The sequence below is a fragment of the Streptomyces sp. JLBJ103 genome, from assembly GCF_058215575.1.
In genome coordinates this window covers 1,669,907-1,694,216 of the sequence record NZ_CM177089.1, presented here as the reverse complement: position 1 = coordinate 1,694,216, position 24,310 = coordinate 1,669,907, and the positions used below count along the sequence as shown (strand labels likewise).

Genomic DNA, 24,310 nt, shown 5'->3' with positions numbered 1-24,310 from the left:
GAGGAGACACCATGACCGCCCTGTCGTACGCCAGCGGCGTAAGCGAACTTCCGCTGCTGGGCGACACCATCGGCGCCGATCTGGCCCGTACCGTCGAGCGGTTCGGCGACCGTGAGGCGCTGGTCGACATCGCCTCCGGCCGCCGCTGGACCTACGCCCAGTTCGGCCGGGCGGTCGAGGAGGTCGCGCTCGGGCTGATGGCCAAGGGCGTCGGCAAGGGCGACCGGGTCGGTATCTGGGCCATCAACTGCCCCGAATGGGTCCTGGTGCAGTACGCCACCGCCCGTATCGGCGCCATCATGGTCAATATCAACCCCGCCTACCGTGTCCATGAACTGCGGTATGTGCTGCGGCAGGCCGGGATCTCCGTGCTGGTCTCCGCCATCGAGCACAAGACCAGCGACTACCGCCGCATGGTCGAGCAGGTGCGCTCCGACTGCCCCGCCCTGCGCGATGTGGTCTACATCGGCGACCGCACCTGGGACGGGCTGGTGCGCGCGGGCTCCGAGGTGCCGCCTTCGAGGCTGGCCGAGCGGGAGGCCCGGCTCTCCTGCGACGACCCGGTCAATATCCAGTACACCTCCGGCACCACCGGCTTCCCCAAGGGCGCCACCCTCTCCCACCACAACATCCTCAACAACGGCTACTTCGTGGGGGAGACGGTCGGTTACACCCACCAGGACCGGATCTGTCTGCCAGTGCCCTTCTACCACTGCTTCGGCATGGTCATGGGCAACCTGGCGGCCACCAGCCACGGCGCCTGCATCGTCCTCCCCGCCCCGGCCTTCGACCCCGCGGCCACCCTCGCGGCCGTCGAGCGGGAGCGCTGCACCTCGCTGTACGGCGTGCCCACGATGTTCATCGCCGAGCTGGGCCTGCCGGACTTCGCCACGTTCGACCTCTCCTCGCTGCGCACCGGGATCATGGCGGGGTCGACCTGTCCGGTGGAGGTGATGCGGCGGGTGGTGTCGCAGATGCATATGGCCGAGGTGTCCATCTGCTACGGCATGACCGAGACCTCACCGGTGTCCACCCAGACCCGGCGCGACGACGACCTGGAGCGCCGCACCGAGACCGTCGGCCGGGTGCTGCCGCATGTCGAGGTGAAGGTGGTCGACCCGGCCACCGGCGTGACCGTCCCCCGCGGCACCCGCGGTGAACTGTGCACCCGTGGCTATTCGGTGATGCTCGGCTACTGGCAGGAGCCCGAGCTGACCGCCGAGGCCATCGACAGCGCCCGCTGGATGCACACCGGCGACCTCGCGGTGATGGGCGAGGACGGCTATGTCCAGATCGTCGGCCGGATCAAGGACATGATCATCCGCGGTGGGGAGAACGTCTATCCGCGGGAGATCGAGGAGTTTCTGCACACCCATCCCAAGATCGCCGATGTGCAGGTGGTGGGCGTGCCCGACGAGAAGTACGGCGAGGAGATCATGGCCTGCGTCATCCTGGCGGACGGCGCGAAGCCCCTCACCCGTGATGAACTCGCACGCTTCTGCCGGGGACGCCTCGCGCACTACAAGGTGCCGCGCCATCTGCGGCTGATGGACGCCTTCCCGATGACGGTCAGCGGCAAGGTCCGGAAGGTGGAGCTGCGCGAGAGCGGCGCCCGTGAGGTGGCGCCGCTCCCGGAGTCCCGTACCGACCCCGACCTGACCGACCGCGGTGATGCCGAGCGGACGGCGCGGTCGGCGCCGCTCTGACGGCGGCGGTCACCTCAGGTCGGCCGTGGCTCACTGCCCCGCGTTCGGCAGACAGCCCTTCACCCCGGACTGCGCGCCCTGGTTGAAGGCCGACACCCGCTGGGTCGCGTCGCCGTGGTCGGAGGTGCTGGTCCAGGGCGTCTTGTCGGCGAGGACGGTCAGGGCGTCGGACAGTTCCTCGGTGTCGCCCTCCTCGAAGGTGAGGGTGTGGTCGCGGGCGGCGCCGAAGAGCACCGCCCCGGCCAGACAGTCGGCCTGGAGCTCACGGGCCAGGTCGACCAGGCCCGCGTCCAGCCGGTTCTGGACGGCATGGCCCCACTCGTGGGCGATGACCAGGTACACCCAGGCATCGCCCCGCTGGTGGCCGCCGCGCATCAGGTCCATGTCCCACGCTATGAAGTCCCCGGCGGGGCAGTAGACGGCGTTGTCGTCGGGCAGCGGTTCGGAACCGCAGGCGGGCGCGTCCGAGGCGGCACCGTCGTACGCGCCCTGCACCCGCGGGGCGTTGTAGGTGCCCGTGAAGAACTCGGACCAGTGGCTGGACCAGTAGGTGGTGGTGACGGACACCGCCGCGTCGATGTCCCCCTCCACGGTCTCCGAGCCGCCCCCGCCGCCGCTCGCAGAGCTCTCGCCCACCGGCCCCGGGGAGGTGCCGGGCGGAGTACCGGCCGGGGTGGTGGCCGGAGTACCGCCGGACGTACCGCCCGGAGTAGCGCCCAGGGTGGTCGTGGTGGGCGCGGGGGAGCTGCCGGAGGGACGCGGCGGCGGGCTGTCGCCGCCCCCGCAGCCGGTGGCCGTCAGCAGGGTCGTAGTGGTGAGCAGGGCGGCGGATAATCTGAGGTACCACGGAGCAGCCATCGTTCGCCTCCGGCCGGTCGTGCGGATGGGTCGGGTGAGCCAGTGAACGGTGGAGGGTGGTCTCTCAACGGAAGCGTTCGCCGGTCAGTTGCGCAAGTCCAGGTGATGGACGAAGGCACGGATCTCCTCCGCCAGTACGCGCGGGCGCTCGAGCAGCATCGCGTGGGTCGCGTCGACCGTGCGCACCGTGAGGGAGGGCCGCTCGGCGGCGAGCGCCGTGAGCTCCCGGTCCAGCCCCTTGACGTAGGCCGCCATCAGCTCGTCGTACCAGGCCAATTGGTCACCCTGGTCCGCGAGCCGTCCGGCGCGCACCACCAGCAGCGGACGGGTCGTCCGGCGGTAGAGGGCCACCATGTCCAGCTCGTCCATCGCGTCGAGCATCTCCACGGCGCGCTCGCGCTCGGGCCGCAGCACCAGCCGCCCGTCGCCGGTCTCGGCCAGGGAGCGCCGGAGCCCCTCCTCCAGCAGCTCGGGCGCGAACCCCAGCTGGTCCGCCATGGCCCGGTGATAGCCGCGGACGGCCTCCAGACCTTCGGGCGGGAGGACTCGGCCCGCGCCTGCCCGGCTGACCTCATGGGCGCGGGCCAGCCGTTCGCGCACCGTCTCCGGATCCAGGCCGACGTACTGCTCGGGCCGCCCCTGGCCGATGCCGTCGAGGTTGACCGCGCCGGGGGTGTGCGGATGGGCGTCGGCGTGGAGCGCGGCCACCATGCCGCCGAGCGAATGGCCCACGGGCACCGCGTCCGGGATGCCGCACGCGTCCAGTACGGCGTCGACATCGCCGAGCACGGCCGGGATCGTCCACGGCCCGGACCCCGCGGAGGAGTGGCCGTGGGCGCGCAGATCCATGGCGACGACGCGGTGGTCGGCGGTCAGCTCGGCCGCGGCGCCCGACCAGTCGGCGAGCGTACGGCCGGCGCCGTGGAGCAGCAGCAGCGCGGGTCCTGTGCCGCCGTGGTCACGGACGGCCAGTTCGGCATCGCCGTGCCGCACGGTGCGGTCGGACGGGACGGAACCGGCGGGCGGGGCGGAAGAAGGCATGACGAGGCGCTCCCTCAAGGGTCGCGGACAAGGGTGGGAAGTCGATCCGGCGCGGGATCGGTCACCACGCTAGGGCGTGCGGAACGCCCGAAGATCATCCGCGAAGAGGAGGAGAAACGGCCCTCCGCGGGCCCACAATGAACAAGGGGCACAGCGGAGTTCAGCGCTCCGGCGGCCCCGTCCGGATCAGCACGTCGGCCGGGTCGTTCACCGGCTGCGGAGTGCCGGTCAGATCCATGATGAACAGCGGGATGCCCAGGGCGTCGCCGCGTGCCCGCGCCTCCCGGGCGTAACCGGCCAGCGAGAAGAAGACGCTCAGGGCCGACCGCTGGAGTCCGTGCAGCCACAGGCATTCGACGTCCCGCAGCTCCGCGGGGCGGGTGGACGGATCGACCCGGGCCACCAGACCCCCGCCGTACAGATCCACCCCGGCCTCCGGGTCCTCCGGCTGCCGCGGATCCGTGAAGCCCAGCCACTTCAGATACTCGGCGGCGGCCATGACCGCGTCCCGGGCGGTGCGGATGGTCACCGGCCGGAAGGCCGGGCGCGGTACCGCGGGACCGGACGGCGGGGCCGTGACGGGCGACGGGGGTGTGACCGGGACCCGGACCAGACGTCCGCAGCCGCAGCCGAACTCCGGCTGCGGCCAGTGGCCCCGGCGGCCGCACGACGGACAGTCGACCACCACCCAGATGTTCTGCCAGGTGCGGCGCTCGATCTCCTCGGGCGCGCCGTCGCGCAGCACCGGGAGGGTGAGCGGGGCGCCGCAGGAGCAGGGGAAGGTTGGCGGGGTGAAGGACTGCTCGCGACGGCACGCGGGGCAGCGCACCGGCACGCTGTCTGTCATCTCGGGGCTCCGGGAGGTCCATGGGGACGGGCGGGGGCGTATCAGGCCCTGATGCCCATGCTCCACGAAGCGGGCGCCCGGCGGGCGGAGTTGGGGGTTTTGTGCCGCCGCCGCAGGGCAGGCGTGGAGGAGCCCGGCCGGGTGCGTTGCGGTTCCCGGGCGGCGGTACCGGCGGGCGCGACTGGGACAGTCACCGGTCACCGCCGCCCGGGGGCTTGGGGTGCGGGGCGGTCAGCGGCCGGTGGCCACCGCCCCGGAGAGCCGTTCGACACCGCGCAGCAGGGCGGAGTGGTCGAGGCCGCCGTCGCCCTGGGCACGCAGCGCCGCGACGAGCTGGGCCACCACGGCGCCCACCGGCAGCGCGGCGCCGACGTCGCGGGCCGCGGCGGTGACGATGCCCATGTCCTTGTGGTGCAGATCGATCCGGAAGCCGGGGGCGAAGTCGCGGCGGAGGAAGTTGTCCTTCTTGCGCTGGAGGACGGTGGATCCGGCGAGTCCGCCCGCGAGGACGTCGAGTGCGGCCCCGAGGTCCACCCCGGACTTCTCCAGGAACACCACGGCCTCGGCGCACGCCTGGATGTTGGCCGCCACGATCAGCTGGTTGGCGGCCTTCACGGTCTGACCGGCGCCGTGCGGTCCGCACCGGACAACCGTCTTCCCGAGGGCGGCGAAGATCGGCCGGGCCCGTTCGAAGTCCTCCGGCTCGCCGCCGACCATGATGGACAGCACGGCCTCCACCGCCCCGGCCTCGCCGCCGGAGACCGGTGCGTCCAGCACCCGGATGCCCTTGCCGCCCTCGGCGGCGGCCCGCGCCACGGCCTGGGAGGTCTGCGGGGTGATGGAGGACATGTCGATCAGCAGACTGCCGGGGCGGGCATGGGCCAGTACGCCGTCCTCGCCCAGCACGACCGCCTCGACCTGAGGCGAGGCGGGCACCATGGTGATCACGACATCGGCGTTCCGGACGGCGTCGGCGACGGAGCCGGCGGGGGTGCCACCGGCCGCGGCCAGCCGGTCCAGCTTCCGCTGTTCCAGGGTGAATCCGGTGACGTCGTAGCCCGCCTTGATCAGGTTCTCGGACATGGGGGAGCCCATGATGCCGAGTCCGATCCAGGCGATGGCGGGAAGGGTTTCGCTCACGGTCCGGCCTTTCTCGTGTCGTTCCGTCATGGGTCGGTTCAGTGCCGGTCGGCCGGGTCCCGGGCCAGCCAGCCGAAGGACTCGGCGCTCGGCCCGTCCGGCTTGTACTCCAGCCCGATCCAGCCGTCGTAACCGGCCGCGCGCAGCCGGTCCAGGAGTGCGGGGATGTCGAGTGCGCCGGTGCCGGGCGCGCCACGGCCGGGGACATCCGCGATCTGCACATGGCCGGTGCGGTCCGCGTAGGTCTCGATGACCCGCGGCAGGTCCTCGCCGTTCCTGGCCAGGTGGTACAGGTCCATCAGGAAGGCGGCGTTGTCCAGGCCGGTGGCCTTGTTGACCCGCTCCGCCACCTCGACTGCCGCGGCCGCGCTCACCAGTGGGTAGTGCGGGGACTCCGCGGCGCCCAGCGCCTCGATCAGCAGGGTCGCGCCCACCCGGTCGGCGGCGCGGGCGGCCAGTGTCAGGTTCTCCAGCGCCAGGGTGTCCTGGGCCTCGGGGTCCACGCCCTCGATCCGGTTCCCGTACAGCGCGTTGAGCGCGGTGCAGCCGACGGACCGGGCGAAGTCGGCGGCGACCTCGACATTGGCGCGGAAGCGGTCGGACTCCTCGCCGGGTACGGACAGCGCCCCGCGGTCGGGGCCGGGCAGCTCGCCCGCGTAGAAGTTGAGCCCCACCAGCCGGGTCCCGGCGCTCTCCAACGCGGCGCGGAGCGCGTCGAGTTCGGCCCGGCCGGGGGTGGGGTCCCGGGGCCAGGGCCACCACAGCTCGACCGCGGTGAAGCCCGCGGCGGCCGCGGCCGCCGGGCGCTGAAGGAGGGGGAGCTCGGTGAAGAGGATCGACAGATTGACGTCGAAGCGTTCGAAGCGCCGGTCCGGACGGTCCATGGGCCCTCGGCTCCTTCCGATCAGAGATATCGGTGATTTCGTATAGCGGAAGTTGCTTTCTGGATTACGGAAGCATGCGGCGGTGTTCGCGGAGCTGTCAAGAGGGGCTGCCCGAGGCGCCCCCGGGCGCAGTAGGTTGGCGGCGTGAGATTGAGGGTTGAGTTCACCACCGAGCCGTTCGACCTCGACGAGGTACCGCCGCATGCCGTGGTCGCCCGGGAGACCGTGCAGTCCGCCGCGCTGGACGCCGTGGACGTCGGCCCGTTCGGCAACACCGCCGAGGGCCGCGCGGACGCCGTGCTCGCCGCCGTGGACCAGTTGCTGCGCAAGTCCCTGGAGGCGGGCGCCACCCGGGTCTCGCTCCAGGTCAATGTGATCGGCGAGGCCGACGGGGGCCGGGAGGGCGAGGCGTGAGCGCGCCGGAGGACCACCCCTTCGTCTCGGCGGTCAAACCCCTCGTCGACGCCATGGGCGGCGAGATGATCGCCCCGGAGCGGGCGCGCGGCGACGATGTGGTGCTCTCCTGGGAGGGCCGCGAGGTGGTGGCCGTCCGGCTGCCGCATCTGTCCGACTCGCTCGACCACATCCTGGCCGATCTGCAACGCCGCCACGGTGTTCCGCTCGCCGACCTGGACCGCAGGACCAAGCAGTCGGTGGTCCGCCTCCTGGAGCAGCGCGGCGCCTTCTCGGTGCGCCACGGGGTGGAGACGGTGGCGAGCGCGTTGGGGGTCAGCCGCTTCACCGTCTACAACTACCTCAACCGGGAGACCGCCGAGCGGAACGCCAAGCCGCGGGCCGATGACTCATGATTCCCGGCCGGCGGGGGTGGGCGGTCGCCGTACGCTTTCAGTTCGATCGGGGAGTGTTCGGCGCGTCCCGCACCACCCGCTTGATCCCCACCAGGGTCCGGTAGCGGGGGCGCGCGTCGAAGGCCGCCAGGGGCCAGACGGCGGGCCGCCCCACCTCGGCGCACAGATGCAGGACCGCGTCCGGGCCCGCGAAGACGCCCACATGTGCGCCGAAGGCGTCGTCGGTGGCGTTGAAGAGCAGCAGGTCGAGCGGGAGCGCGGCGGTCACGCGCACGGTGGACTCCGTGTCGGCCCACAGCTCGCTCGACCGCAGCGCCGGGGGCCGCAGCCCGAAGTGGCGCAGCACCGCGTAGGCGAACAGCTGGCAGTTGGCGCCCTCGGCGAGGCCCGGCCGCTCCGCCACGTGCCGAGAGCCGGGATGGCGCGCGCCGTTGTACGGCACCGACCACAGCTCCGCGGGCACCTTGGTGAGCAGCGGCGCGGCCGCCGGTGCGCCGCCCTCCGGTCCGTTCATCGCCGCCGTCTCCCCCTCGGTCGCGCCGGTGGCCCGTGCGGTCGATGATGCCACCGAAAGTTTTCAACAAAGTGTTGACGTTCGAGCCCGGGGGCTCCTAGCTTGCCGATGTGACTACCAGCGCACCGCCGGGCCTGGCCCGGTTCAACTCCGCGGCCGAGAGCGAGGCCACCGGGCTGCTGCACGAGGTGTGCACCGGCCGGGCGTGGGCCCGTGCGGTGGCCGCCGGGCGGCCGTACGCCACCGTCGAGGCGCTGCTCGCCGCCTCCGACGCGGCCATGGCCCGGCTGACCGCCGACGAGCTCGCCGAGGCGATGGCCGGACATCCGCCCATCGGCAGACCCACCCCGGGCGACGCCACCTCGGCCCGCGAGCAGAGCGGGGTGCGCGACGAGCTCCGCGCCGAACTGCTCGAACTCAACCTGGCCTACCAGGAGCGCCACGGCCATGTCTTTCTGATCTGCGCCACCGGACGCACCGGCGAGGAGATGCTCGCTGCGCTGAGCGAGCGGATCGGGAATGACGCGGCCGCCGAGCGCGAGATCGTCCGTGCCGAGCTGGGAAAGATCAATCGCATCCGGCTCATCCGCCTCCTGGAGGCCGCAGCGGAAGGAGAACGGTGATGGCGACCGCCACCTCCGTGTCCACCCACATCCTGGACACCAGCGTCGGCCGCCCGGCCGCGGACGTGGACGTGGAGCTGTCCGTACGGGCCGCGAGCGGCGCGGACTGGACCCCGCACACCACCTCCGCCACCGACGCCGACGGCCGCTGCAAGGATCTGCCCGCCCTCCCCGAGGGCACCACCGAGGTACGGCTGCGCTTCGCCACCGGGCCGTATCTGCCGCACGCCTTCTTCCCCGAAGTGGCAGTCGTCTTCGCCGTCGAGCCGGGTGAGCACTACCACGTACCGCTGCTGCTCACCCCGTTCGGCTACTCCGTATACCGAGGGAGCTAGCACTGATGCCCGAGCTCGGCCAGAACCAGTACGGCAAAGCGGAATGCCGTGTCGTCCGCGTGGTGCGCGACGGCGCCGTCCATCACCTCAAGGACCTGAACGTCTCGGTGGCGCTCTCCGGCGACATGGACGAGGTCCACCTCTCCGGCAGCAACGCCCATGTGCTGCCCACCGACACCACCAAGAACACCGTGTACGCCTTCGCCAAGGAGCACGGCATCGCCTCCGCCGAGCAGTTCGGCATCCACCTGGCCCGCCACTTCGTCGGCAGCCAGGAGCCGATCCGCTCCGCCCGCATCCGGATCGAGGAGTACGCCTGGGACCGGATCGAGACCTCCGGCGAGGCCCGGCACTCCTTCGTACGCTCCGGCCGGGAGACCCGCACCGCCCAGATCTCCTACGACGGGACGCGCTGGGAAGTGCTCTCCGGGCTGAAGGACCTCACCGTCCTGAACTCCACCGACTCCGAGTTCTGGGGCTACGTCAAGGACAAGTACACCACCCTGCCCGAGGCCCGCGACCGCATCCTCGCCACCGAGGTGCACGCCCGCTGGCGCTCCGGCTGGAGCGATGACACCCTGCCCATGCCGGACTGGGAGCGGGCTTACGCCGAGACGCGCGGCCATCTGCTGACCGCCTTCGCCGAGACCTATTCGCTCTCGCTCCAGCAGACGCTGTACCAGATGGGCGCCCGGGTCATCGAGCAGCGGCCGGACATCGACGAGATAAGGCTCTCCCTCCCCAACAAGCACCACTTCCTGGTGGATCTGGAGCCCTTCGGCCTCAAGAACGACAACGAGGTGTACTTCGCCGCCGACCGGCCCTACGGACTGATCGAGGCCACCGTGCTGCGCGACGGTGCCACGCCCCGGATCCCCACCGACTGAAGGGCGCCGCGGATGAACCGCATCGTCATCGAGAACTGCGCCGTCGCGACCGTGGACGCCGACGACACCGAGTACGCCTCCGGGCATCTGGTCGTCGCGGGCAACCGCATCGAGTCGGTGGGCGCCGGACCCGCGCCCCGGGACCTGGCGGATGTGGTCCGCCGGATCGACGGCACCGGCCATCTGGCCACCCCGGGCCTGGTCAACACCCATCACCACTTCTACCAGTGGCTCACCCGCGGTCTCGCCCAGGACTGCAACCTCTTCGACTGGCTGGTCGCGCTCTATCCGACGTGGGCGCGGATCGACGAGGAGATGGTCCACGCGGCGGCCCGCGGCTCGCTCGCGATGATGGCGCGCGGCGGGGTCACCACCGCCATGGACCACCACTACGTGTTTCCGCACGGCACCGGCGATCTGCTCGGCGCCGAGATCCGCGCGGCGCGCGAGCTGGGGGTGCGGTTCACCGCCGCGCGCGGCTCCATGGACCGCGGGGCCTCCGACGGCGGGCTGCCGCCGGACTTCGCCGTGGAGACCACCGAGGGCGCGCTGACCGCCACCGAGGAGGCGATCGACACCCACCACGACGGCTCCTTCGACTCGATGCTCCAGATCGCGGTCGCGCCCTGCTCACCCTTCTCCGTCTCCACCGCACTGCTCCGCGAGGGCGCGGCGCTGGCCCGCCGCAAGGGCGTACGGCTGCACACCCACGGCTCGGAGACGGTGGAGGAGGAGAAGTTCTGCCACGAGCTGTTCGGCATGGGGCCCACCGACTACTTCGAGTCCACCGGCTGGCTGGGCGAGGACGTGTGGATGGCCCACTGCGTCCATATGAACGACGCCGACATCGCCGCCTTCGCCCGGACCGGCACCGGGGTGGCCCACTGCCCCTCCTCCAACGCCCGGCTCGGCGCGGGCATCGCACGGGTGCCGGACCTGCTCGCGGCACGGGTGCCGGTCGGTCTCGGAGTGGACGGCACCGCCTCCAACGAGTCCGGTGAACTCCACACCGAGCTGCGCAACGCCCTGCTGGTCAACCGGCTCGGCGGCCACCGCGAGAAGGCGCTGACCGTACGGCAGGCACTGCGTCTCGGCACCTACGGCGGCGCCCAGGTGCTGGGGCGGCAGGACCAGATCGGATCCCTGGAGCCGGGCAAACTGGCCGACCTGGTGCTGTGGAAGCTGGACGGCATCGGCCACTCGACCATCGCCGACCCGGTCGCCGCCCTCGTCCTCGGAGCGGCGGCCCCGGTCACCCTGTCGCTGGTGAACGGCGAACCGGTGGTGGAGGGCGGGCGGTTGCTCACCGCCGACGAGGACGAGATCGCGCGTACCGCGCGCGACGAGGCGCACCGGCTGGCCCGTATCGCGGCCGACGGGTGACCCAGGGCTCCGGCCGGGAGGGACGGCTCCCGGCCGGACACGGGCCCGGCATACGCACCGGGTCCGTGGCGGCGACCGCACCCGGCGACCGTGGGGCTCCAGCCCGCGGCCGCCGGGTGCGGTCCTTTTGTCCCGGGGTCCCTCTGGTGAACGGGCTCCTTCTGTCGAAGCTCCGATGATTCATCGGAGGGGTTGACCTGGGGAGGCAGGCTTCGGGCGGGCGATGGCCCAAATCCGGGCGGTACGCGGCCCGTTGACACCCCACCTTTGCGGCTCTAGGTTCCGGTACGCGGCTGGCCAGCCCTCCTGTCCGACCCCCGTACGAGCACAGGAGCCGCCATGCGTATGCCCGGACGTCCCCCCGGATTCCTCCGATCCTTCCGATCCCGACCGCCCAGACCGAGGCGCGGGCTGAGCGTGCTGCTTGGTCTTGCGCTCGCGATGATCCTCACCGGCCCCGGCCTCACCCCGGCCGCCGCCGCGTCCGCTCTCCGGACGGCTTCCCCGGCCGCCGGTCCCGGGACCGACTACGCCACCGACGACCCCTTCACCGCCGACCGCACCACCTGGTGGCGGCAGGGCCGCTTCGGGATGTTCATCCACTTCGGCGCCTACTCCCAGCTGGAGGGCGAGTACACCCGGCCCGACGGCACGGTCTGCCGTGACGCCGAGTGGATCAAACGGAGTTGTGCCATCCCGACGCGCCAGTACGAAGACATCACCCAGGGCTTCAACCCGTCGGCCTTCGACGCGAAGGCGATCGTCAAGGCCGCCAAGGACGCCGGACAGCGCTACATCGTCATCACCGCCAAGCACCACGACGGCTATGCGATGTGGCCGACCCGGCAGAACGGATGGAATCTGCGCGACCACTCCTCCTTCGACCGGCGCCGGGACATCCTGGCCGAGTTGAAGTCCGCGGCCGACGACGCCGGGATCAAACTGGGCTTCTACTACTCGATCTGGGACTGGCACGACCCCGACTTCGCCGACCCCGCCACCTTCCCGGCGTACGAGAAGCGGATGTACGCGCAGCTCAAGGAGCTGATCGACGGCTATCACCCGGATCTGCTGTGGTTCGACGGCGAATGGGACACCGACAACCCTGTCAACCGCTGGTCGTCGCGGGACGGTGAGCGTCTCGAGGCGTATCTGCGCGGACTCGACCCCGGCCTCGTCATCAACAACCGGGTCGGCAAGCGGCGTGTGGTGGACGGCGACTACGGAACCCCCGAGCAGGAGATCCCCGGTGCCCCGGTGGACGGCCAGCTCTGGGAGAGCTGTATGACCCTCAACGGCCACTGGGGGTACGCCCGGTACGACCAGAACTGGAAGTCCCCGGCCACCCTCACCCGCAATCTGCTGGACATCGCGGGACGCGGGGGCAACTACCTGCTCAACGTCGGCCCCGACCGGCTCGGCCGGGTGCCCCAGCCCTCGATCGACCGGCTGCGCGCCATCGGCTCCTGGCTGCGGACGGCCGGTCAGGGCCGGGCGGTGTACGGGGCGGGTGCCGCCGGGCTGGTCGCCGAGCCCTCCTGGGGCGCGGTCAGCCGACGGGGCGACACCCTCTATGCGTCCGTCCGTTCCTGGCCCGCCGCCGGGCAGTCCCTCCACCTCCGCGCGACGACACCGTTCCGCGTGACCGGCGCCCGGGTGCTGGGCAGCGGGCAGCGGATCACGGTCACCGAGGCCGGGGACGGTTTCGACCTCACCCCGTCCGGTGCCGCGCCGGACCCCACCGCCTCGGTGATCGCGCTGACGGTGAAGCCCCCGGCGTCCGCCCCGCCGGGCGACGGCACGGGGCTGAAGGCGGAGATCTTCGCCAATGACACCTTCACCGGGCCGCCCGCCGTCACCCGGACCGACCCCACCGTCAACCACGCCTGGAGGTACGCCGGTTCACCTGATCCGGCGGTGCCCGCGGATCACTTCGGGGTCCGCTGGACGGGCTCTCTGGAGCCCCGCCACAGCGAGACCTACACCCTCACCACCGTCTCCGATGACACGGTCCGGGTGTGGATCGACGGACGGCTGGTCATCGACTCCGCCACCCCGCACGAGCCCCGTGTCGACAAGGCGACCGTCGCGCTGCGCGCCGGACACCGCCACTCCATCCGGATCGACTACACCGAGCGGACCGGCGAGGCCCATATCAAGCTGCTGTGGTCCAGCCCGAGTCAGACCCAGCGGATCGTGCCGCGTTCCCAGCTGTCCCCTTCGTGACACCTGTCGTGAGCGCACCGCGGGGCCCCGGACCACCGACCGGTCCGGGGCCCCGTCGCATGCCGTCCGTACGGCTCAGTCCAGCAGCTCGTAGGCGGGCAGGGTGAGGAACTCCGCGTAGTCCTCGTCGAGCGCGACCTTCAGCAGCAGATCGTGCGCCTGGTTCCACTTTCCGGCTCCGTAGCCCTCCGGGCCGGTCTCCTCACGGATCGCCGCGAGCTCCTCGGCGGCGACCCGGCGCACCAGGTCGGCCGTGGCTTTCTCGCCGTTCTCGAACACCACACCCGCGTTGATCCACTGCCAGATCTGGGAGCGGGAGATCTCGGCGGTGGCGGCGTCCTCCATCAGGTTGAAGATGGCGACGGCGCCCAGTCCGCGCAGCCATGCCTCGATGTAGCGGATCCCGACCTGGACGGCGTTGCGCAGCCCGTCGTAGGTGGGCTCGGCGGCCGCCGAGGAGATGTCGATCAGCTCGGCCGCGGTGACGGTCACCTCCTCGCGCAGCCGGTCCTTCTGGTGCGGCCGGTCGCCGAGGACCGCGTCGAAGCAGGCGCGGGCGACCGGGACCAGATCGGGGTGGGCGACCCAGGAGCCGTCGAAACCGTCGCCCGCCTCACGGTCCTTGTCGGCCCGGACCTTTTCCAGGGCGACCGCGTTGACCTCCGGATCGCGGCGGCTGGGGATGAACGCGGCCATCCCGCCGATCGCGTGGGCGCCGCGCTTGTGGCAGGTGCGCACCAGGAGTTCGGTGTAGGCGCGCATGAACGGAGTGGTCATGGTGACCGCGTTGCGGTCGGGGAGGACGAACGCGGGGCCGCCGTCACGGAAGTTCTTGACGATGGAGAAGAGGTAGTCCCAGCGGCCCGCGTTGAGCCCGGAGGCATGGTCGCGCAGCTCGTAGAGGATCTCCTCCATCTCGTAGGCGGCGGTGATTGTCTCGATCAGGACGGTGGCGCGGATGGTCCCTTGCGGAATGCCCACGTAGTCCTGAGCGAAGACGAAGATGTCGTTCCAGAGGCGGGCCTCCAGATGCGATTCCGTCTTCGGGAGGTAGAAGTACGGGCCTTTGCCGCGCTCGAGCAGCCGCTGTGCGTTGTGGAAGAAGTAGAGCCCGAAGTCGACCAGCGCGCCGGGCACCGCGCGGCCGTCGGAGTCCCGCAGATGGCGCTCGTCGAGATGCCAGCCGCGCGGCCGGGTGACCACGGTGGCCAGCTCCTCGTCCGGGCGCAGGGCGTAGCGCTTGCCCTCGGGGGAGGTGAAGTCGATCCTGCGCTCATAGGCGTCGATCAGATTGAGCTGACCGCCGATCACGTTCGCCCAGGTGGGAGCGGAGGCGTCCTCGAAGTCGGCGAGCCAGACCCGGGCCCCGGAGTTGAGGGCGTTGATGGTCATCTTGCGGTCGGTGGGGCCGGTGATCTCCACCCGGCGGTCCTGGAGGGCGGGTGGCGCCGGGGCGACCCGCCAGTCCGGGTCCTCGCGGACGGCGGCGGTCTCGGGGAGGAAGTCCAGGCTGCTGGTGCGGGCGAGCTCGGCGCGGCGCTCCGCGCGGCGGGTGAGCAGGGCGTCGCGGCGCGGGGTGAAGCGGTCGTGCAGCGCGGCGAGGAAGGCCAGGGCCGCGGCGGTCAGCACTTCGCCCTGGCGGTCCAGAGGTTCGGTGCCGACAACGGCCAGCGGGGACGGCGCTGGTGCTGGCATGGGCGGACTCTCCTTAGGAGGCGATGCGTGGCACGGGGTGCCGGGGGTGGGGGGAAGGGCGGTGTGACGCGTACGGGCATGGGCGTCCCACAGACCTTCTGGCCTGTGGATAGTAATTTCCTTATGGTGGAACTTCAATCTTTTGTTGAAGGATGAGCTCCCCATCACCCCATCGGTTCCCCATGGCCCTCGGTGCCACCCCGGCTCACTCCAGCAGCGTCAAGTCCTCGGTGGTGTCGATGTCATCCGGTCGAGCGATGTCCGAGCAGTCCACGAGCGTCAGCGCCCCCCGGTGCGCCCGCAGATAGCCGCGCGCCCCGCGGTCGCCCATCGCGTCCGCCGCCACATCGGCCCACCGGTCCGCCCCGAACAGCACGGGATGGCCCCGCACCCCCTCGTACTCCGCGGCCGCCAGGCTGTCCGGCGAGCGGTACGCGGCCAGCAGCCGGGCCACCGCCTCGGCGCCGACCCCCGGCTGGTCCACCAGCGTGACCAGCGCCGCCCGCGCCCCGGTCCCGGCGAGCGAGGCCAGCCCGGCCCGCAGCGAGGAGCCCATCCCGCCCTCCCAGTCCGGGTTGTCGACCAGGACGCAGCCCGGCAGTTCGGCCCGCGCCCGTACCTCCTCGGCGGCGGCGCCCAGCACGATGTGCACCGGGGCGCATCCGCCCTCCCGCAGGGCGCGCGCCGCGTGCTCCACCAGCGGCCGCCCCCGGTGCCTCAACAGAGCCTTCGGCCGTCCGCCCAGCCGCCGTCCGCCGCCCGCCGCCAGCAGCACTCCGGCGACCTGCGCATTGTCACGTGAGGTGCGATCCATGGGCCCTGCTTACCGCACCGAACGCCGCTGCGGACCATCCATCCCAGCCGGTCTGATTTTCGCTCTCCGTATGGCGCGGCGTGCGCACCGTGGCGTTAACTGAGCCGCGGCCCCTTGTGTCCGGCCTTGTGTCCGGTGCAGTGTCCGGTCACGGCATCTGGCGGCCGTAGTTGGGAGAGAGGGAGAGGGGGCAGGCTCGTGCACCAGTGTGCGAGGGGGCGAAGGGCAGTGTTGTCCGACGATGGCGCGAGGCTCTGGGACGCACCCGATGCCTCGTCAGTGGAGGACGCCGCGGTCATGGAAGCCAGCCGAGTGTCCAGCACCGACGAAGACCCGAGAGCGGCCGAGCTGCGCCTCGCCGTCGCCCGGCTCAGGCGTGACCTGGCGGCCCACCCGGCCGAATTACCCGACCGCGCGATCGCGGACGACGAACTGGCCGCGCTGGACGCCATGGCCCGCACCGGTGCTCCCGAGCTGCCCCGGCTGCGCCGCTCCCTGCTGCTCATCGCGGGCGCTCTCGGCTCGGTCAGCGCGCTCGGCCCGGCGCTGACCGGTGTACGGGTCGCGATCGACCTCTTCGGCAGCGTGCCGCAGGGCCGCGGAAGGGAGTGACCTCAGGGCCCGCCGTGTCGGCGGGGCCCGGTCCGTTCGTCCGGGGTGGACCGGGTCCCGCCGTCGGCGCCGTGGGCCGCCGGGCCGTCAGGCGGATCCGGTGCTCGCCAGCGCGCCCGACAGCTCGGCCGCGACCTCCTTGAGGATCGGCACGATGTCGTCGGTGGCCTCCTCGGTCACCCGGCCCGCCGGGCCCGAGATCGAGATGGCCGCCGCGGTCGGGGAGTCGGGCACCGGCACCGCGAGGCAGCGCACGCCCATCTCCTGCTCGTTGTCGTCCATCGCGTAGCCCGTCTCGCGCACCCGGCGCAGTGCGTCGAGGAACTCCTCCGGCGAGGTGATCGTCCGGGGGGTCACCGGCGGCATCCCGGTACGCGCCAGCAGGGCGCGCACCTCGTCCGGGGGAGCGGTGGCCAGCAGCGCCTTGCCGACACCGGTGGTGTGCGGCAGCACCCGCCGGCCGACCTCGGTGAACATCCGCATCGAGTGGCGGGACGGCACCTGGGCGACGTACACCACCTCGTCGCCGTCGAGGAGGGCCATATTGGCGGTCTCGCCGGTCTCCTCCACCAGCCGCGCCAGATACGGCCTCGCCCAGGTCCCCAGCAGCCGGGCGGAGCTCTCCCCGAGCCGGATCAGCCGCGGCCCGAGGGCATAGCGCCGGTTGGGCTGCTGACGTACATAGCCGCAGGCCACCAGCGTGCGCATCAGCCGGTGGATGGTGGGCAGCGGCAGCCCGCTCGCGGTGGAGAGTTCGCTCAGACCCACCTCGCCCCCGGCGTCCGCCATCCGCTCCAGCAGATCGAAGGCGCGCTCGAGGGACTGGACGCCACCGGAGCTGGCGGCGGCGGTCTTGGGCTCGGCGGACGGCACGTCGGCGTTTCCTCTCACAGCGGCGGGTACCGGACCGTGCGCGGCGACGATCCGCAGCCGGCCGGCCACGGGCAGCCTACCGGGCCGCAACCGTGCCCACAGCGCCTTTGGAAGGCTGTTGGCGCCGGTCACGGCCCCGGCGGGAGGCGCTGTGCCTGACGGGGTCTTGACCGGGCCGGTGGCGGGGTGAAAACTCGAGCTTCAACAGAATGTTGATTTCTGGAGTGGATTTCTGACATCCGGGAGAACCTGGAAGCCGAGGAGGATGCGGGTGGCCGATCCGGAACCCGAGCTGGTGCTGCGCTCGACACACGTCGTCACCCCGGAGGGCCCGCGTGCGGCGTCCGTCGCCGTGTCCCTGGCCACGGGGACGATCGCCGCCGTCCTGCCGTACGACGCCCCGCTCCCGCCCCGAGCCCGGATCGAGGAGCTCGGGGACGACGTCCTGCTGCCCGGCCTCGTCGACACCCACGTCCATGTCAACGACCCCGGCCGCACCGAGTGGGAGGGGTTCGGCTCCGCCACCCGCGCGGCCGCCGCGGGCGGGATCACCACCCTGGTCGACATGCCGCTCAACAGCATCCCCCCGACCACCACCGTCGAGGCCCTGGAGATCAAGCGGGCCGTCGCCCGCCGGGCGGCCCATGTCGACGTCGGCTTCTGGGGCGGGGCCGTGCCCGGCAACGCGGCGGATCTGAAACCGCTGCACGACGCGGGCGTCCTGGGCTTCAAATGCTTTCTGCTGCCCTCGGGCGTGGACGAGTTCCCGCAGCTGACCCCGGCCGGACTGCACAGCGCCCTCCGCGAGATCGCGGGCTTCGGCGGACTGCTCATCGTGCACGCCGAGGACCCGCACCTCATCGAGGGCGCCCCGGCGCCGAGCGGCCCGGCCTACGCCGGCTTCCTCGCCTCGCGTCCGCGTGACGCCGAGAACCGGGCGATCGAGGGGCTGGTGGAGCTGGCGCGGGAGCTGGACGCCCGCGTCCACATCCTCCATCTCTCCTCCGCCGAGGCCCTGCCGCTCCTCGCCGCCGCGCGGCGCGACGGCGTCCGCGTGACCGTCGAGACCTGTCCGCACTTCCTGACCCTCACCGCCGAGGAAGTCCCGGACGGCGCCACCGAGTTCAAATGCTGTCCGCCCATCCGCGAGGCCGCCAACCAGGACGCGCTGTGGCAGGGGCTGGCCGACGGCACCATCGACTGCGTCGTCTCCGACCACTCGCCGTGCACCGCCGACCTCAAGACCGGCGACTTCGGCGGCGCCTGGGGCGGCATCTCCTCCCTCCAGCTCGGCCTGTCCGCGGTCTGGAGCGAGGCCCGGCGCCGCGGTCACACCCTCCACGACGTGGTGCGCTGGATGTCCGCCGGGCCCGCCGCCCTCGTCGGCCTCGATCGCCTCAAGGGCGCCGTCGCCGCGGGCCACGACGCCGACTTCGCGGTGCTCGCGCCCGACGAGACCTTCACCGTCGACCCCACCGCGCTCCACCACCGCAACCAGGTCACCGCCTACGCGGGCAGAACCCTCCACGGCGTCGTACGGTCCACCTGGCTGCGCGGACGGAAGATCGCCGATCACGGCACCCCGACCGAACCCACCGGCCGACTCCTGGAAAGGCAGCCCCGCGCATGACCGCGCCCACACCCCGCTTCACCGGTGACGCCGAACCGTACGGCGGCGGCGACCCCTACGCCGACTACCGCTCAGCCGACTTCCCCTTCACCCACCTCACCGACCTGGCCGACCGGCGGCTGGGCGGCAGCGTCATCGCGGCCAACGACGAGTTCTTCGCCGAGCGCGAGAATCTGCTCAAGCCCCATGCCCCGCGCTTCGAACCCGAGTCCTACGGCCACAAGGGCAAGGTCATGGACGGCTGGGAGACCCGGCGGCGGCGCGGCGCCTCGGCCGGCACCCCGCACCCCGCCGCCACCGACCACGACTGGGCCCTGATCCGCCTGGGCGCGCCCGGGGTCGTCCACGGCATCGTCGTCGACACCGCCCACTTCCGCGGCAACTACCCGCAGGCGGTGGGTGTGGAGGCGGCCTGTGTCCCCGGCGCGCCGTCCCCGGAGGACCTGCTCGCCGACGATGTGGCGTGGACCGAACTCGTCCCGCGCACCCCGGTGGCGGGCCACGCGGCCAATGGCTTCGAGGTCTCCGTACCGCGCCGCTTCACCCACCTGAGGCTCGCGCAGTACCCCGACGGCGGGATCGCCCGGCTCCGGGTCCACGGCGAGGTGGCCCCGGACCCGGAGTGGCTCACCGCCCTCTCCACCTTCGACCTGGCCGCCCTGGAGAACGGCGGAGTGGCCGAGGACGCCTCGGACCGCTTCTTCTCCCCGCCCGCCAACTCCATCCGGCCGGGCCGCTCCCAGCGGATGGACGAGGGCTGGGAGACCCGCCGCCGCCGCGACACCGGCCACGACTGGGTCCGCTACCGGCTCACCGGCCACTCCCGGATCCGGGCCGTGGAGATCGACACCGGCTGCTACAAGGGCAACGCGGCGGGCTGGGCCACGCTGTACGGCCTCGACGCCACGACCGGCGCCGACCCCTCGGACCACTCGGCCCCCGGCTGGACCGAACTCCTGCCCCGCACCCGGCTCCAGCCCGACACCGTCCACCGGCTGCCGCTGGACGACGCCCCGCCGGTGACCCATGTGCGGCTCGATATCCACCCCGACGGCGGGGTGGCCCGACTGCGGCTCCACGGGACCCTTACGGAGGAGGGAGTCAAGCGACTGGCCGAGCGCCATACGGAGCTGGGCGGCTGACGGCGGGGAGCGGACGCGGGAGATCCCCAACTCCGGGGATCTCCCGGCCACATGTGGGCGGAATGGTACGCCACCGGATCGAGTGGCACCCCACGCCCGCGCCGGGGGGAGGACCGTGTCTCCCCGGGCCGACCGGTCACCGCACCGGCTTCGGCACCCCGATCGGATTGGGGAAGCGCAGCACCGTCGAGCAGGTGGTGGCCAGCGGCTTCAGCAGGCCCGCCAGGGCCGAGGTCTGCTCGGCGTCCAGCGGCCGCCAGGGGCGTTCGGCCGCGCGGTCGGTGGCGGACTCCACCGCGCGCAGCAGCTCGCGCCCGTTCTCGGTCGCGGCGCCGCCCGGTTTCAGCAGTCCGCGGTCGGTCAGCCGGGTGCCGGCCGCCTCCCACTCCTGGTCGGTCCAGCCGCGGTAGGGCTGGAGTTCGGTGCGGGGCAGATCGTCGCCCGCGCGGAGGACCAGCGCTTCGCAGCCGTCCAGGCCCGCGGCGACCAGGGCCGCCACATGGCCGTCGCCGCGGTGCTCGCGCAGCAGGGTGGCGGCGTGCCACAGCCGCTCCACGGGCTTGTCGGGGAAGTCCAGTGCGGCATTGGCCGCGGTCAGCGCGCGGCCCGCGCTGTCCAGACCGGCGGAGCGGGGCACCAGGGCCTCGGCGGCGCGTTCCACCGCGGCCTCCTGCCCGGCCAGCAGCCGCCGCAGGGCCGCCACGGCCCCGGTACGCCGGATCTCCAGCACCCGCTCGGGCGGGGCCACCGCCCAGACGTCCGGCAGGGCGCGCGCCACCATCGCGGGGGCGAAGTTGAAGAACGCCGCGACAACGGGCTCCGGGCCGACCGGACCCAGGGGCGCGGCCCGCCCCGCGAAGTAGCCGCGCCAGAAGCCGCGCAGCCCCGCGTCCTGGTAGGCGGTCAGGGCCTCCGGCGCGAAGTAGGTGACCGCGTGGATCGGCTCGAACAGGGCCCACAGGGCGCGGGCCCGAGCCGGGGCGGTGGCGACCATCGTCCTTGCTCCTTTCCCGGCCGGGCCGGTCACCAGCCGTGTTCCCGGCGTACGTGCTCCCAGCCCAGCCTGACCAGTGAGGCGATCGTCGCACCGAACGCGACACGGATTCCCTTCTTCGCGTAAGTCCGGCTCGCCGTCCAGTGCCTGCGCCGGTTCTCGCGGGTCTTCTTCACTGCGCTGCCTCCTCAAGGTGGTTCCACCCAGGAGACGCAGCCGGGGCCGGAATTCTGTCATGGTGCCGCACATATCGAAAGGCCCGGTCTCGGATATCCCCCTTGGATCCAAGACCGGGCCCCACTCGTTCAACGCTTACGCGTTATCCCGATCGTAAGCGTTCTCCCGCGCGTATCCGCGACCCCGTGTTCGCAGCCTTCGCACGGGCCATCACTGCTTGTGTCATCCCCTCCCCCATGGGGGGATGGCCGAGCAGTTGTCCAGGAAAACGCTGGGCCGTTCTCCCGGGTAGTGCTGTTCGATCGCGAGATCCTCGACGACCGCGAGCGCTACCGCGTCGCCGGCCTGCGCCGCGTGGCGCCACCACGCACAGGCCGCTTCCTCGCCGTCCAGAAGCTCCACGATTTCCGCAATGCGTCGGAGTCGGCTTCCGTCCTTTCCGCCGTCGCTGTCACGGCTGATTTCCCGGAGCTCGTCCAGGAGACCCTCCCGGGACTCCTGGACGGCGCCGTCCTCGGATACGGCCTGCCCGGGGCCGACCGCAAGGCGGTCGGCCCCCATGGCAGAGGCCGGTGGGGAGGCAGCCCCCAGCTCCGGGAAGACCCGGGTGAGGAATGCCTCCGTGTCGGGCCGAACCGAATCCGGGGAAGGGTGCTGGGATGCCAGGGCGAGACGTTCAACCACGTCCATCTCGCCCTCCTTTCTCTCCCCATGCCCGTTCGGCTTGTGCGAGGGCATTGAGCGCCCCCTTGTCGTATCGGCGGGCGGTCGATTCCGAGATGCCCATGATGGCGGCTATCTCGGCGAACGACTTTCCCTGTCGGTACCGGAGTTCAATCACGGAACGCCAGGTGGGTTCGAGCTGTTCCAGCATCGGCGGTAAGCTCAGCTTCCACTCGATGTCCGAGTACAGGTCCTGGGTTTCCGGTACCGGCTCACCGGAGCTGTATTTCCTGAGACGCTCACGTTCCGCGGCTTCGCTGCGCTCCGTGGAGCGCCAGGCATTGATGACGCAACGCTGGGCGTATCCAGGTGTGTTCTTGACCTTCTCGCGGAATTCCGCGTTGCCCCACTTCTTCCAGAAGCTCTCCAATACGGTCTGTACGGTGTCGTCCGCGGCCTGGTGATCGCGAGCGTGCCTGCGCGCGGTCAGACGGAGTGGACCGGTGCCGGCGTACAGCCAGGTCCGGAAGTCCTCCCGGGCGTCGAACTCCTCGCTCATACGGCCCTCCCGGTGACATACGGCACACCGGCTGCGCGCGTTGTCGTCGGGGCGGCTGACGGATGGCCCGGCAGCGGGAGACCGACGCCGTGGCGCGGCGTCGGGTGCGTGCCGGGGGTGAACTCGCGGGCGGTGGTGCGGACGTCGGGCAGGACCTGGGTGGCCCTGTGCTCCGGCCGGGGGCGCGTCGCGAGGTCGCGCGGGAAGGCGTCGTCGACTGCGGGCATCGACGGCTCCCCCTCTCGGTGTATCGATCGCCTCGGACCCCGGTCCCAGTGGGGCCGAGTCCGATGGCCGCCGGAGAAGTACGGCGACCATCCTGTAGACGCCGCCGAGCGGGCGGATCCGTCACCGGGCGCCGAAAAACCTGAAACCCCGAAACCCCGAAACCCCGAAAGACCTTCCCCGAAGGGCTACTTGGCGCCCGCCAGATAGAAGAGCAGGAAGAGGAAGGCGGCGATGAAGTGCACGCCGACCAGGTAGATGAAGACCCGGACGGTGAACGTCATCGGCGCCCGGTCCTCCTCGTTGGCGCTCTTGGCCGGGCGCGCGCCCATGGCCCCGGACGTGTTCTGGGCGGTCGTCTCGTTCATGGCGTACCGGGCCTTCCTCCGCGGGCGGCGTCGCCGAGGCACAGCTCGGCCGCGCCGCTCTGGAGCAGTGTGTGGACGAAGAGCAGATCCGTGCCGCCGGGCGAGGCGGCGGCGATGCGGTGCGGGGTGAGGGAGTCGAAATGGGCGGAGTCGCCCTCGGCGAGTACGTGGACCGTCTCGCCGAGCGTCAGCCGCAGCCGTCCCCGGGTGACGTACAGCCACTCCTCGCCGGGGTGGACCCGCACCAGGGTGTCCTGGGTGCCGGACCGCTCCGGGACGTGCACCCGCAGCGCCTGCATGGCCCGGCCCGAGCCCCCGGCCCGCCAGTACGTCCAGCCGCCCGCCTCCTGGGGCTCCATCCGGTCCGCCCGGACGATCGGGTCCCGCTCCGGCGGGGCCTCGCCGAGCAGGTCGGATACCGTGGTGCCGTAGGTACGGGCCAAGGCCAGCAGCATGGGCAGCGACGGCTGGCGCCGGCCCGTCTCCAGCCGCGACAGATGGGCGGGGGAGAGGCCGACCCGCCGGGCGGCGGTTTCCAGCGTCAGACCGCTGCGCCGCCGCAGCTCACGCAGGCGCGGAGCGACGACGGGCAGTTCGGTCGGCGGTCCGTCGCCGGGTCCGTCGAGGGGCCGGTCATGGGGCCCGCCGGGGAACGGAGTCATATCTCCGGTATAGCCAGTGCTTCGCCTGAGAGGCAAAAGTTTTGCCTAAGAGGCAAAAGTCACCTTTTCCTCACCGGTCCGGTATTTCGCGGAGGTCTTGTGAACTCCTCGGTAACAAAGGGTAGTTGGCATTGACATGCCATCCTCTACGCGCGTCATGCTAGTCCCATGAAAATCCCCCCACGGATTGCCCGCATCGGTGCCCTGGGCGCCCTTGCCTCGACGCTGCTGATCGGTGGAACGGCCGTCACGGCCACCGCCGCCCCGGCGCCCCACAGCGTCGTCTCGGTCCAGGCCACCGCTGATGTCGGCAAGATCTGCTACTCGAACCTCCCCGACCAGGCCCATGACACCCTCGACCTGATCGAGAAGGGCGGCCCCTACCCGTACCCGCAGGACGGCACCGTCTTCGACAACCGCGAAGGCATCCTCCCGGACCAGTCCTCCGGCTACTACCACGAGTTCACGGTCAAGACCCCCGGCTCACCGGATCGCGGCGCCCGCCGCGTCGTCACCGGCGAGCAGGAGAACGAGGACTACTACACGGCCGACCACTACAAGTCCTTCGACCTGGTGGACCGCGGCTGCTGAACCGGACCACCGCACCGAGAACCGCCACCCCCCACGATCGCGGCCGCTGCCC

At 71.8% G+C, this 24,310-nt stretch carries 28 protein-coding genes; 12 read left to right on the top strand and 16 right to left on the bottom strand.

Annotation, left to right across the window (positions count from 1 at the left end; all coding sequences use genetic code 11):
• Nucleotides 1–11: 11 nt before the first annotated feature.
• Nucleotides 12–1,706, top strand: a complete 1,695-nt coding sequence (locus AC4BEG_RS07295) for an AMP-binding protein (RefSeq protein WP_490705087.1) — start codon at nucleotides 12–14, stop codon at nucleotides 1,704–1,706.
• 30 nt (nucleotides 1,707–1,736) lie between these two features.
• On the opposite strand, the gene AC4BEG_RS07290 is transcribed toward AC4BEG_RS07295, so the two are convergent.
• From AC4BEG_RS07290 to AC4BEG_RS07270, 5 genes are all read right to left on the bottom strand, one after another.
• Nucleotides 1,737–2,564 carry a neutral zinc metallopeptidase gene (locus AC4BEG_RS07290; protein WP_490705086.1) on the bottom strand — a complete coding sequence of 276 codons (828 nt, stop codon included), beginning with the start codon at nucleotides 2,562–2,564 and terminating at the stop codon, nucleotides 1,737–1,739.
• A gap of 84 nt (nucleotides 2,565–2,648) precedes the next feature.
• Nucleotides 2,649–3,605 carry an alpha/beta fold hydrolase gene (locus AC4BEG_RS07285; RefSeq protein WP_490705085.1) on the bottom strand — a complete coding sequence of 319 codons (957 nt, stop codon included), beginning with the start codon at nucleotides 3,603–3,605 and terminating at the stop codon, nucleotides 2,649–2,651.
• Between the two features lie 160 nt (nucleotides 3,606–3,765).
• The gene (locus AC4BEG_RS07280; RefSeq protein WP_490705084.1) at nucleotides 3,766–4,452 is read right to left on the bottom strand and encodes a hypothetical protein; all 687 of its coding nucleotides are present in this window, start codon (nucleotides 4,450–4,452) and stop codon (nucleotides 3,766–3,768) included.
• A gap of 231 nt (nucleotides 4,453–4,683) precedes the next feature.
• Nucleotides 4,684–5,547 (bottom strand): 2-hydroxy-3-oxopropionate reductase, encoded by an 864-nt coding sequence (locus AC4BEG_RS07275; protein WP_490707011.1) that lies wholly within the window; start codon nucleotides 5,545–5,547, stop codon nucleotides 4,684–4,686.
• Between the two features lie 83 nt (nucleotides 5,548–5,630).
• On the bottom strand, nucleotides 5,631–6,476 hold the full coding sequence (locus AC4BEG_RS07270) for a TIM barrel protein (RefSeq protein WP_490705083.1): 846 nt from the start codon (nucleotides 6,474–6,476) through the stop codon (nucleotides 5,631–5,633).
• A gap of 144 nt (nucleotides 6,477–6,620) precedes the next feature.
• On the opposite strand from AC4BEG_RS07270, the gene AC4BEG_RS07265 reads away from it, so the two are divergent.
• Nucleotides 6,621–6,890, top strand: a complete 270-nt coding sequence (locus tag AC4BEG_RS07265) for a YkoF family thiamine-binding protein (protein WP_201877475.1) — start codon at nucleotides 6,621–6,623, stop codon at nucleotides 6,888–6,890.
• Nucleotides 6,887–7,285, top strand: coding sequence for a helix-turn-helix domain-containing protein (locus AC4BEG_RS07260; RefSeq protein ID WP_490705082.1), 399 nt, complete (start codon nucleotides 6,887–6,889; stop codon nucleotides 7,283–7,285). Before AC4BEG_RS07265 ends, AC4BEG_RS07260 begins: the two co-directional genes overlap by 4 nt.
• Before the next feature lie 37 nt (nucleotides 7,286–7,322).
• Here the strand turns inward: AC4BEG_RS07260 and AC4BEG_RS07255 are convergent, their stop codons facing one another.
• Nucleotides 7,323–7,799 carry an NlpC/P60 family protein gene (locus tag AC4BEG_RS07255; RefSeq protein ID WP_490707010.1) on the bottom strand — a complete coding sequence of 159 codons (477 nt, stop codon included), beginning with the start codon at nucleotides 7,797–7,799 and terminating at the stop codon, nucleotides 7,323–7,325.
• Between the two features lie 110 nt (nucleotides 7,800–7,909).
• Between AC4BEG_RS07255 and uraD the strand changes: the two genes are divergently transcribed.
• The 5 genes from uraD (at nucleotide 7,910) to AC4BEG_RS07230 (ending at nucleotide 13,253) form a co-directional block, all read left to right on the top strand.
• On the top strand, nucleotides 7,910–8,422 hold the full coding sequence (uraD, locus tag AC4BEG_RS07250; RefSeq protein ID WP_490705081.1) for a 2-oxo-4-hydroxy-4-carboxy-5-ureidoimidazoline decarboxylase: 513 nt from the start codon (nucleotides 7,910–7,912) through the stop codon (nucleotides 8,420–8,422).
• Nucleotides 8,422–8,757: a hydroxyisourate hydrolase gene (gene uraH, locus AC4BEG_RS07245; protein ID WP_490705080.1), complete on the top strand. Its 336-nt coding sequence runs from the start codon at nucleotides 8,422–8,424 to the stop codon at nucleotides 8,755–8,757. The genes uraD and uraH overlap by 1 nt, the downstream gene beginning before the upstream one ends.
• Before the next feature lie 5 nt (nucleotides 8,758–8,762).
• Complete coding sequence (pucL, locus tag AC4BEG_RS07240) at nucleotides 8,763–9,644, top strand: factor-independent urate hydroxylase (RefSeq protein ID WP_490705079.1); 882 nt, start codon at nucleotides 8,763–8,765, stop codon at nucleotides 9,642–9,644.
• Between the two features lie 12 nt (nucleotides 9,645–9,656).
• On the top strand, nucleotides 9,657–11,027 hold the full coding sequence (locus AC4BEG_RS07235) for an 8-oxoguanine deaminase (RefSeq protein WP_490705078.1): 1,371 nt from the start codon (nucleotides 9,657–9,659) through the stop codon (nucleotides 11,025–11,027).
• A gap of 441 nt (nucleotides 11,028–11,468) precedes the next feature.
• Nucleotides 11,469–13,253: an alpha-L-fucosidase gene (locus AC4BEG_RS07230; RefSeq protein WP_490707009.1), complete on the top strand. Its 1,785-nt coding sequence runs from the start codon at nucleotides 11,469–11,471 to the stop codon at nucleotides 13,251–13,253.
• A gap of 75 nt (nucleotides 13,254–13,328) precedes the next feature.
• On the opposite strand, the gene aceB is transcribed toward AC4BEG_RS07230, so the two are convergent.
• Both aceB and AC4BEG_RS07220 read right to left on the bottom strand, forming a co-directional pair.
• The gene (gene aceB, locus AC4BEG_RS07225; RefSeq protein WP_490705077.1) at nucleotides 13,329–14,948 is read right to left on the bottom strand and encodes a malate synthase A; all 1,620 of its coding nucleotides are present in this window, start codon (nucleotides 14,946–14,948) and stop codon (nucleotides 13,329–13,331) included.
• Between the two features lie 205 nt (nucleotides 14,949–15,153).
• On the bottom strand, nucleotides 15,154–15,762 hold the full coding sequence (locus AC4BEG_RS07220) for a nucleotidyltransferase family protein (protein ID WP_490705076.1): 609 nt from the start codon (nucleotides 15,760–15,762) through the stop codon (nucleotides 15,154–15,156).
• Nucleotides 15,763–16,059: 297 nt separating this feature from the next.
• Here AC4BEG_RS07220 and AC4BEG_RS07215 point away from each other — a divergent pair, with 297 nt between their 5' ends.
• The gene (locus tag AC4BEG_RS07215) at nucleotides 16,060–16,374 is read left to right on the top strand and encodes a DUF5955 family protein (RefSeq protein WP_490705075.1); all 315 of its coding nucleotides are present in this window, start codon (nucleotides 16,060–16,062) and stop codon (nucleotides 16,372–16,374) included.
• A gap of 87 nt (nucleotides 16,375–16,461) precedes the next feature.
• Here AC4BEG_RS07215 and AC4BEG_RS07210 read toward each other — a convergent pair whose 3' ends face one another.
• Complete coding sequence (locus AC4BEG_RS07210; protein WP_490705074.1) at nucleotides 16,462–17,247, bottom strand: IclR family transcriptional regulator; 786 nt, start codon at nucleotides 17,245–17,247, stop codon at nucleotides 16,462–16,464.
• 271 nt (nucleotides 17,248–17,518) lie between these two features.
• On the opposite strand from AC4BEG_RS07210, the gene allB reads away from it, so the two are divergent.
• Nucleotides 17,519–18,877, top strand: a complete 1,359-nt coding sequence (gene allB, locus AC4BEG_RS07205) for an allantoinase AllB (RefSeq protein WP_490705073.1) — start codon at nucleotides 17,519–17,521, stop codon at nucleotides 18,875–18,877.
• Nucleotides 18,874–20,019, top strand: a complete 1,146-nt coding sequence (gene alc, locus AC4BEG_RS07200) for an allantoicase (protein WP_490705072.1) — start codon at nucleotides 18,874–18,876, stop codon at nucleotides 20,017–20,019. Before allB ends, alc begins: the two co-directional genes overlap by 4 nt.
• 136 nt (nucleotides 20,020–20,155) lie before the next feature.
• On the opposite strand, the gene AC4BEG_RS07195 is transcribed toward alc, so the two are convergent.
• The 7 genes from AC4BEG_RS07195 to AC4BEG_RS07165 all read right to left on the bottom strand — a co-directional run bounded on the left by AC4BEG_RS07195 (nucleotide 20,156) and on the right by AC4BEG_RS07165 (nucleotide 23,667).
• Nucleotides 20,156–21,013, bottom strand: coding sequence for an SCO6745 family protein (locus AC4BEG_RS07195; protein WP_490705071.1), 858 nt, complete (start codon nucleotides 21,011–21,013; stop codon nucleotides 20,156–20,158).
• Nucleotides 21,014–21,042: 29 nt separating this feature from the next.
• Nucleotides 21,043–21,189, bottom strand: a complete 147-nt coding sequence (locus tag AC4BEG_RS07190; protein WP_490705070.1) for a hypothetical protein — start codon at nucleotides 21,187–21,189, stop codon at nucleotides 21,043–21,045.
• A gap of 223 nt (nucleotides 21,190–21,412) precedes the next feature.
• Complete coding sequence (locus AC4BEG_RS07185; RefSeq protein ID WP_490705069.1) at nucleotides 21,413–21,880, bottom strand: hypothetical protein; 468 nt, start codon at nucleotides 21,878–21,880, stop codon at nucleotides 21,413–21,415.
• Entirely contained in the window at nucleotides 21,867–22,412 is a 546-nt protein-coding gene (locus AC4BEG_RS07180) for an RNA polymerase sigma factor (RefSeq protein WP_490705068.1), read from the bottom strand. Before AC4BEG_RS07180 ends, AC4BEG_RS07185 begins: the two co-directional genes overlap by 14 nt.
• A complete protein-coding gene (locus AC4BEG_RS07175) occupies nucleotides 22,409–22,639 on the bottom strand; it encodes a hypothetical protein (protein ID WP_432038029.1) in 231 nt (76 codons plus the stop codon). The genes AC4BEG_RS07180 and AC4BEG_RS07175 overlap by 4 nt, the downstream gene beginning before the upstream one ends.
• 186 nt (nucleotides 22,640–22,825) lie before the next feature.
• Nucleotides 22,826–23,005, bottom strand: coding sequence for a DUF6126 family protein (locus AC4BEG_RS07170; RefSeq protein ID WP_490705067.1), 180 nt, complete (start codon nucleotides 23,003–23,005; stop codon nucleotides 22,826–22,828).
• Complete coding sequence (locus tag AC4BEG_RS07165; RefSeq protein ID WP_490705066.1) at nucleotides 23,002–23,667, bottom strand: helix-turn-helix domain-containing protein; 666 nt, start codon at nucleotides 23,665–23,667, stop codon at nucleotides 23,002–23,004. The genes AC4BEG_RS07170 and AC4BEG_RS07165 overlap by 4 nt, the downstream gene beginning before the upstream one ends.
• A 168-nt stretch (nucleotides 23,668–23,835) precedes the next feature.
• Here AC4BEG_RS07165 and AC4BEG_RS07160 point away from each other — a divergent pair, with 168 nt between their 5' ends.
• The gene (locus AC4BEG_RS07160; protein WP_490705065.1) at nucleotides 23,836–24,258 is read left to right on the top strand and encodes a guanyl-specific ribonuclease; all 423 of its coding nucleotides are present in this window, start codon (nucleotides 23,836–23,838) and stop codon (nucleotides 24,256–24,258) included.
• The last annotated feature ends 52 nt before the right edge of the window (nucleotides 24,259–24,310 follow it).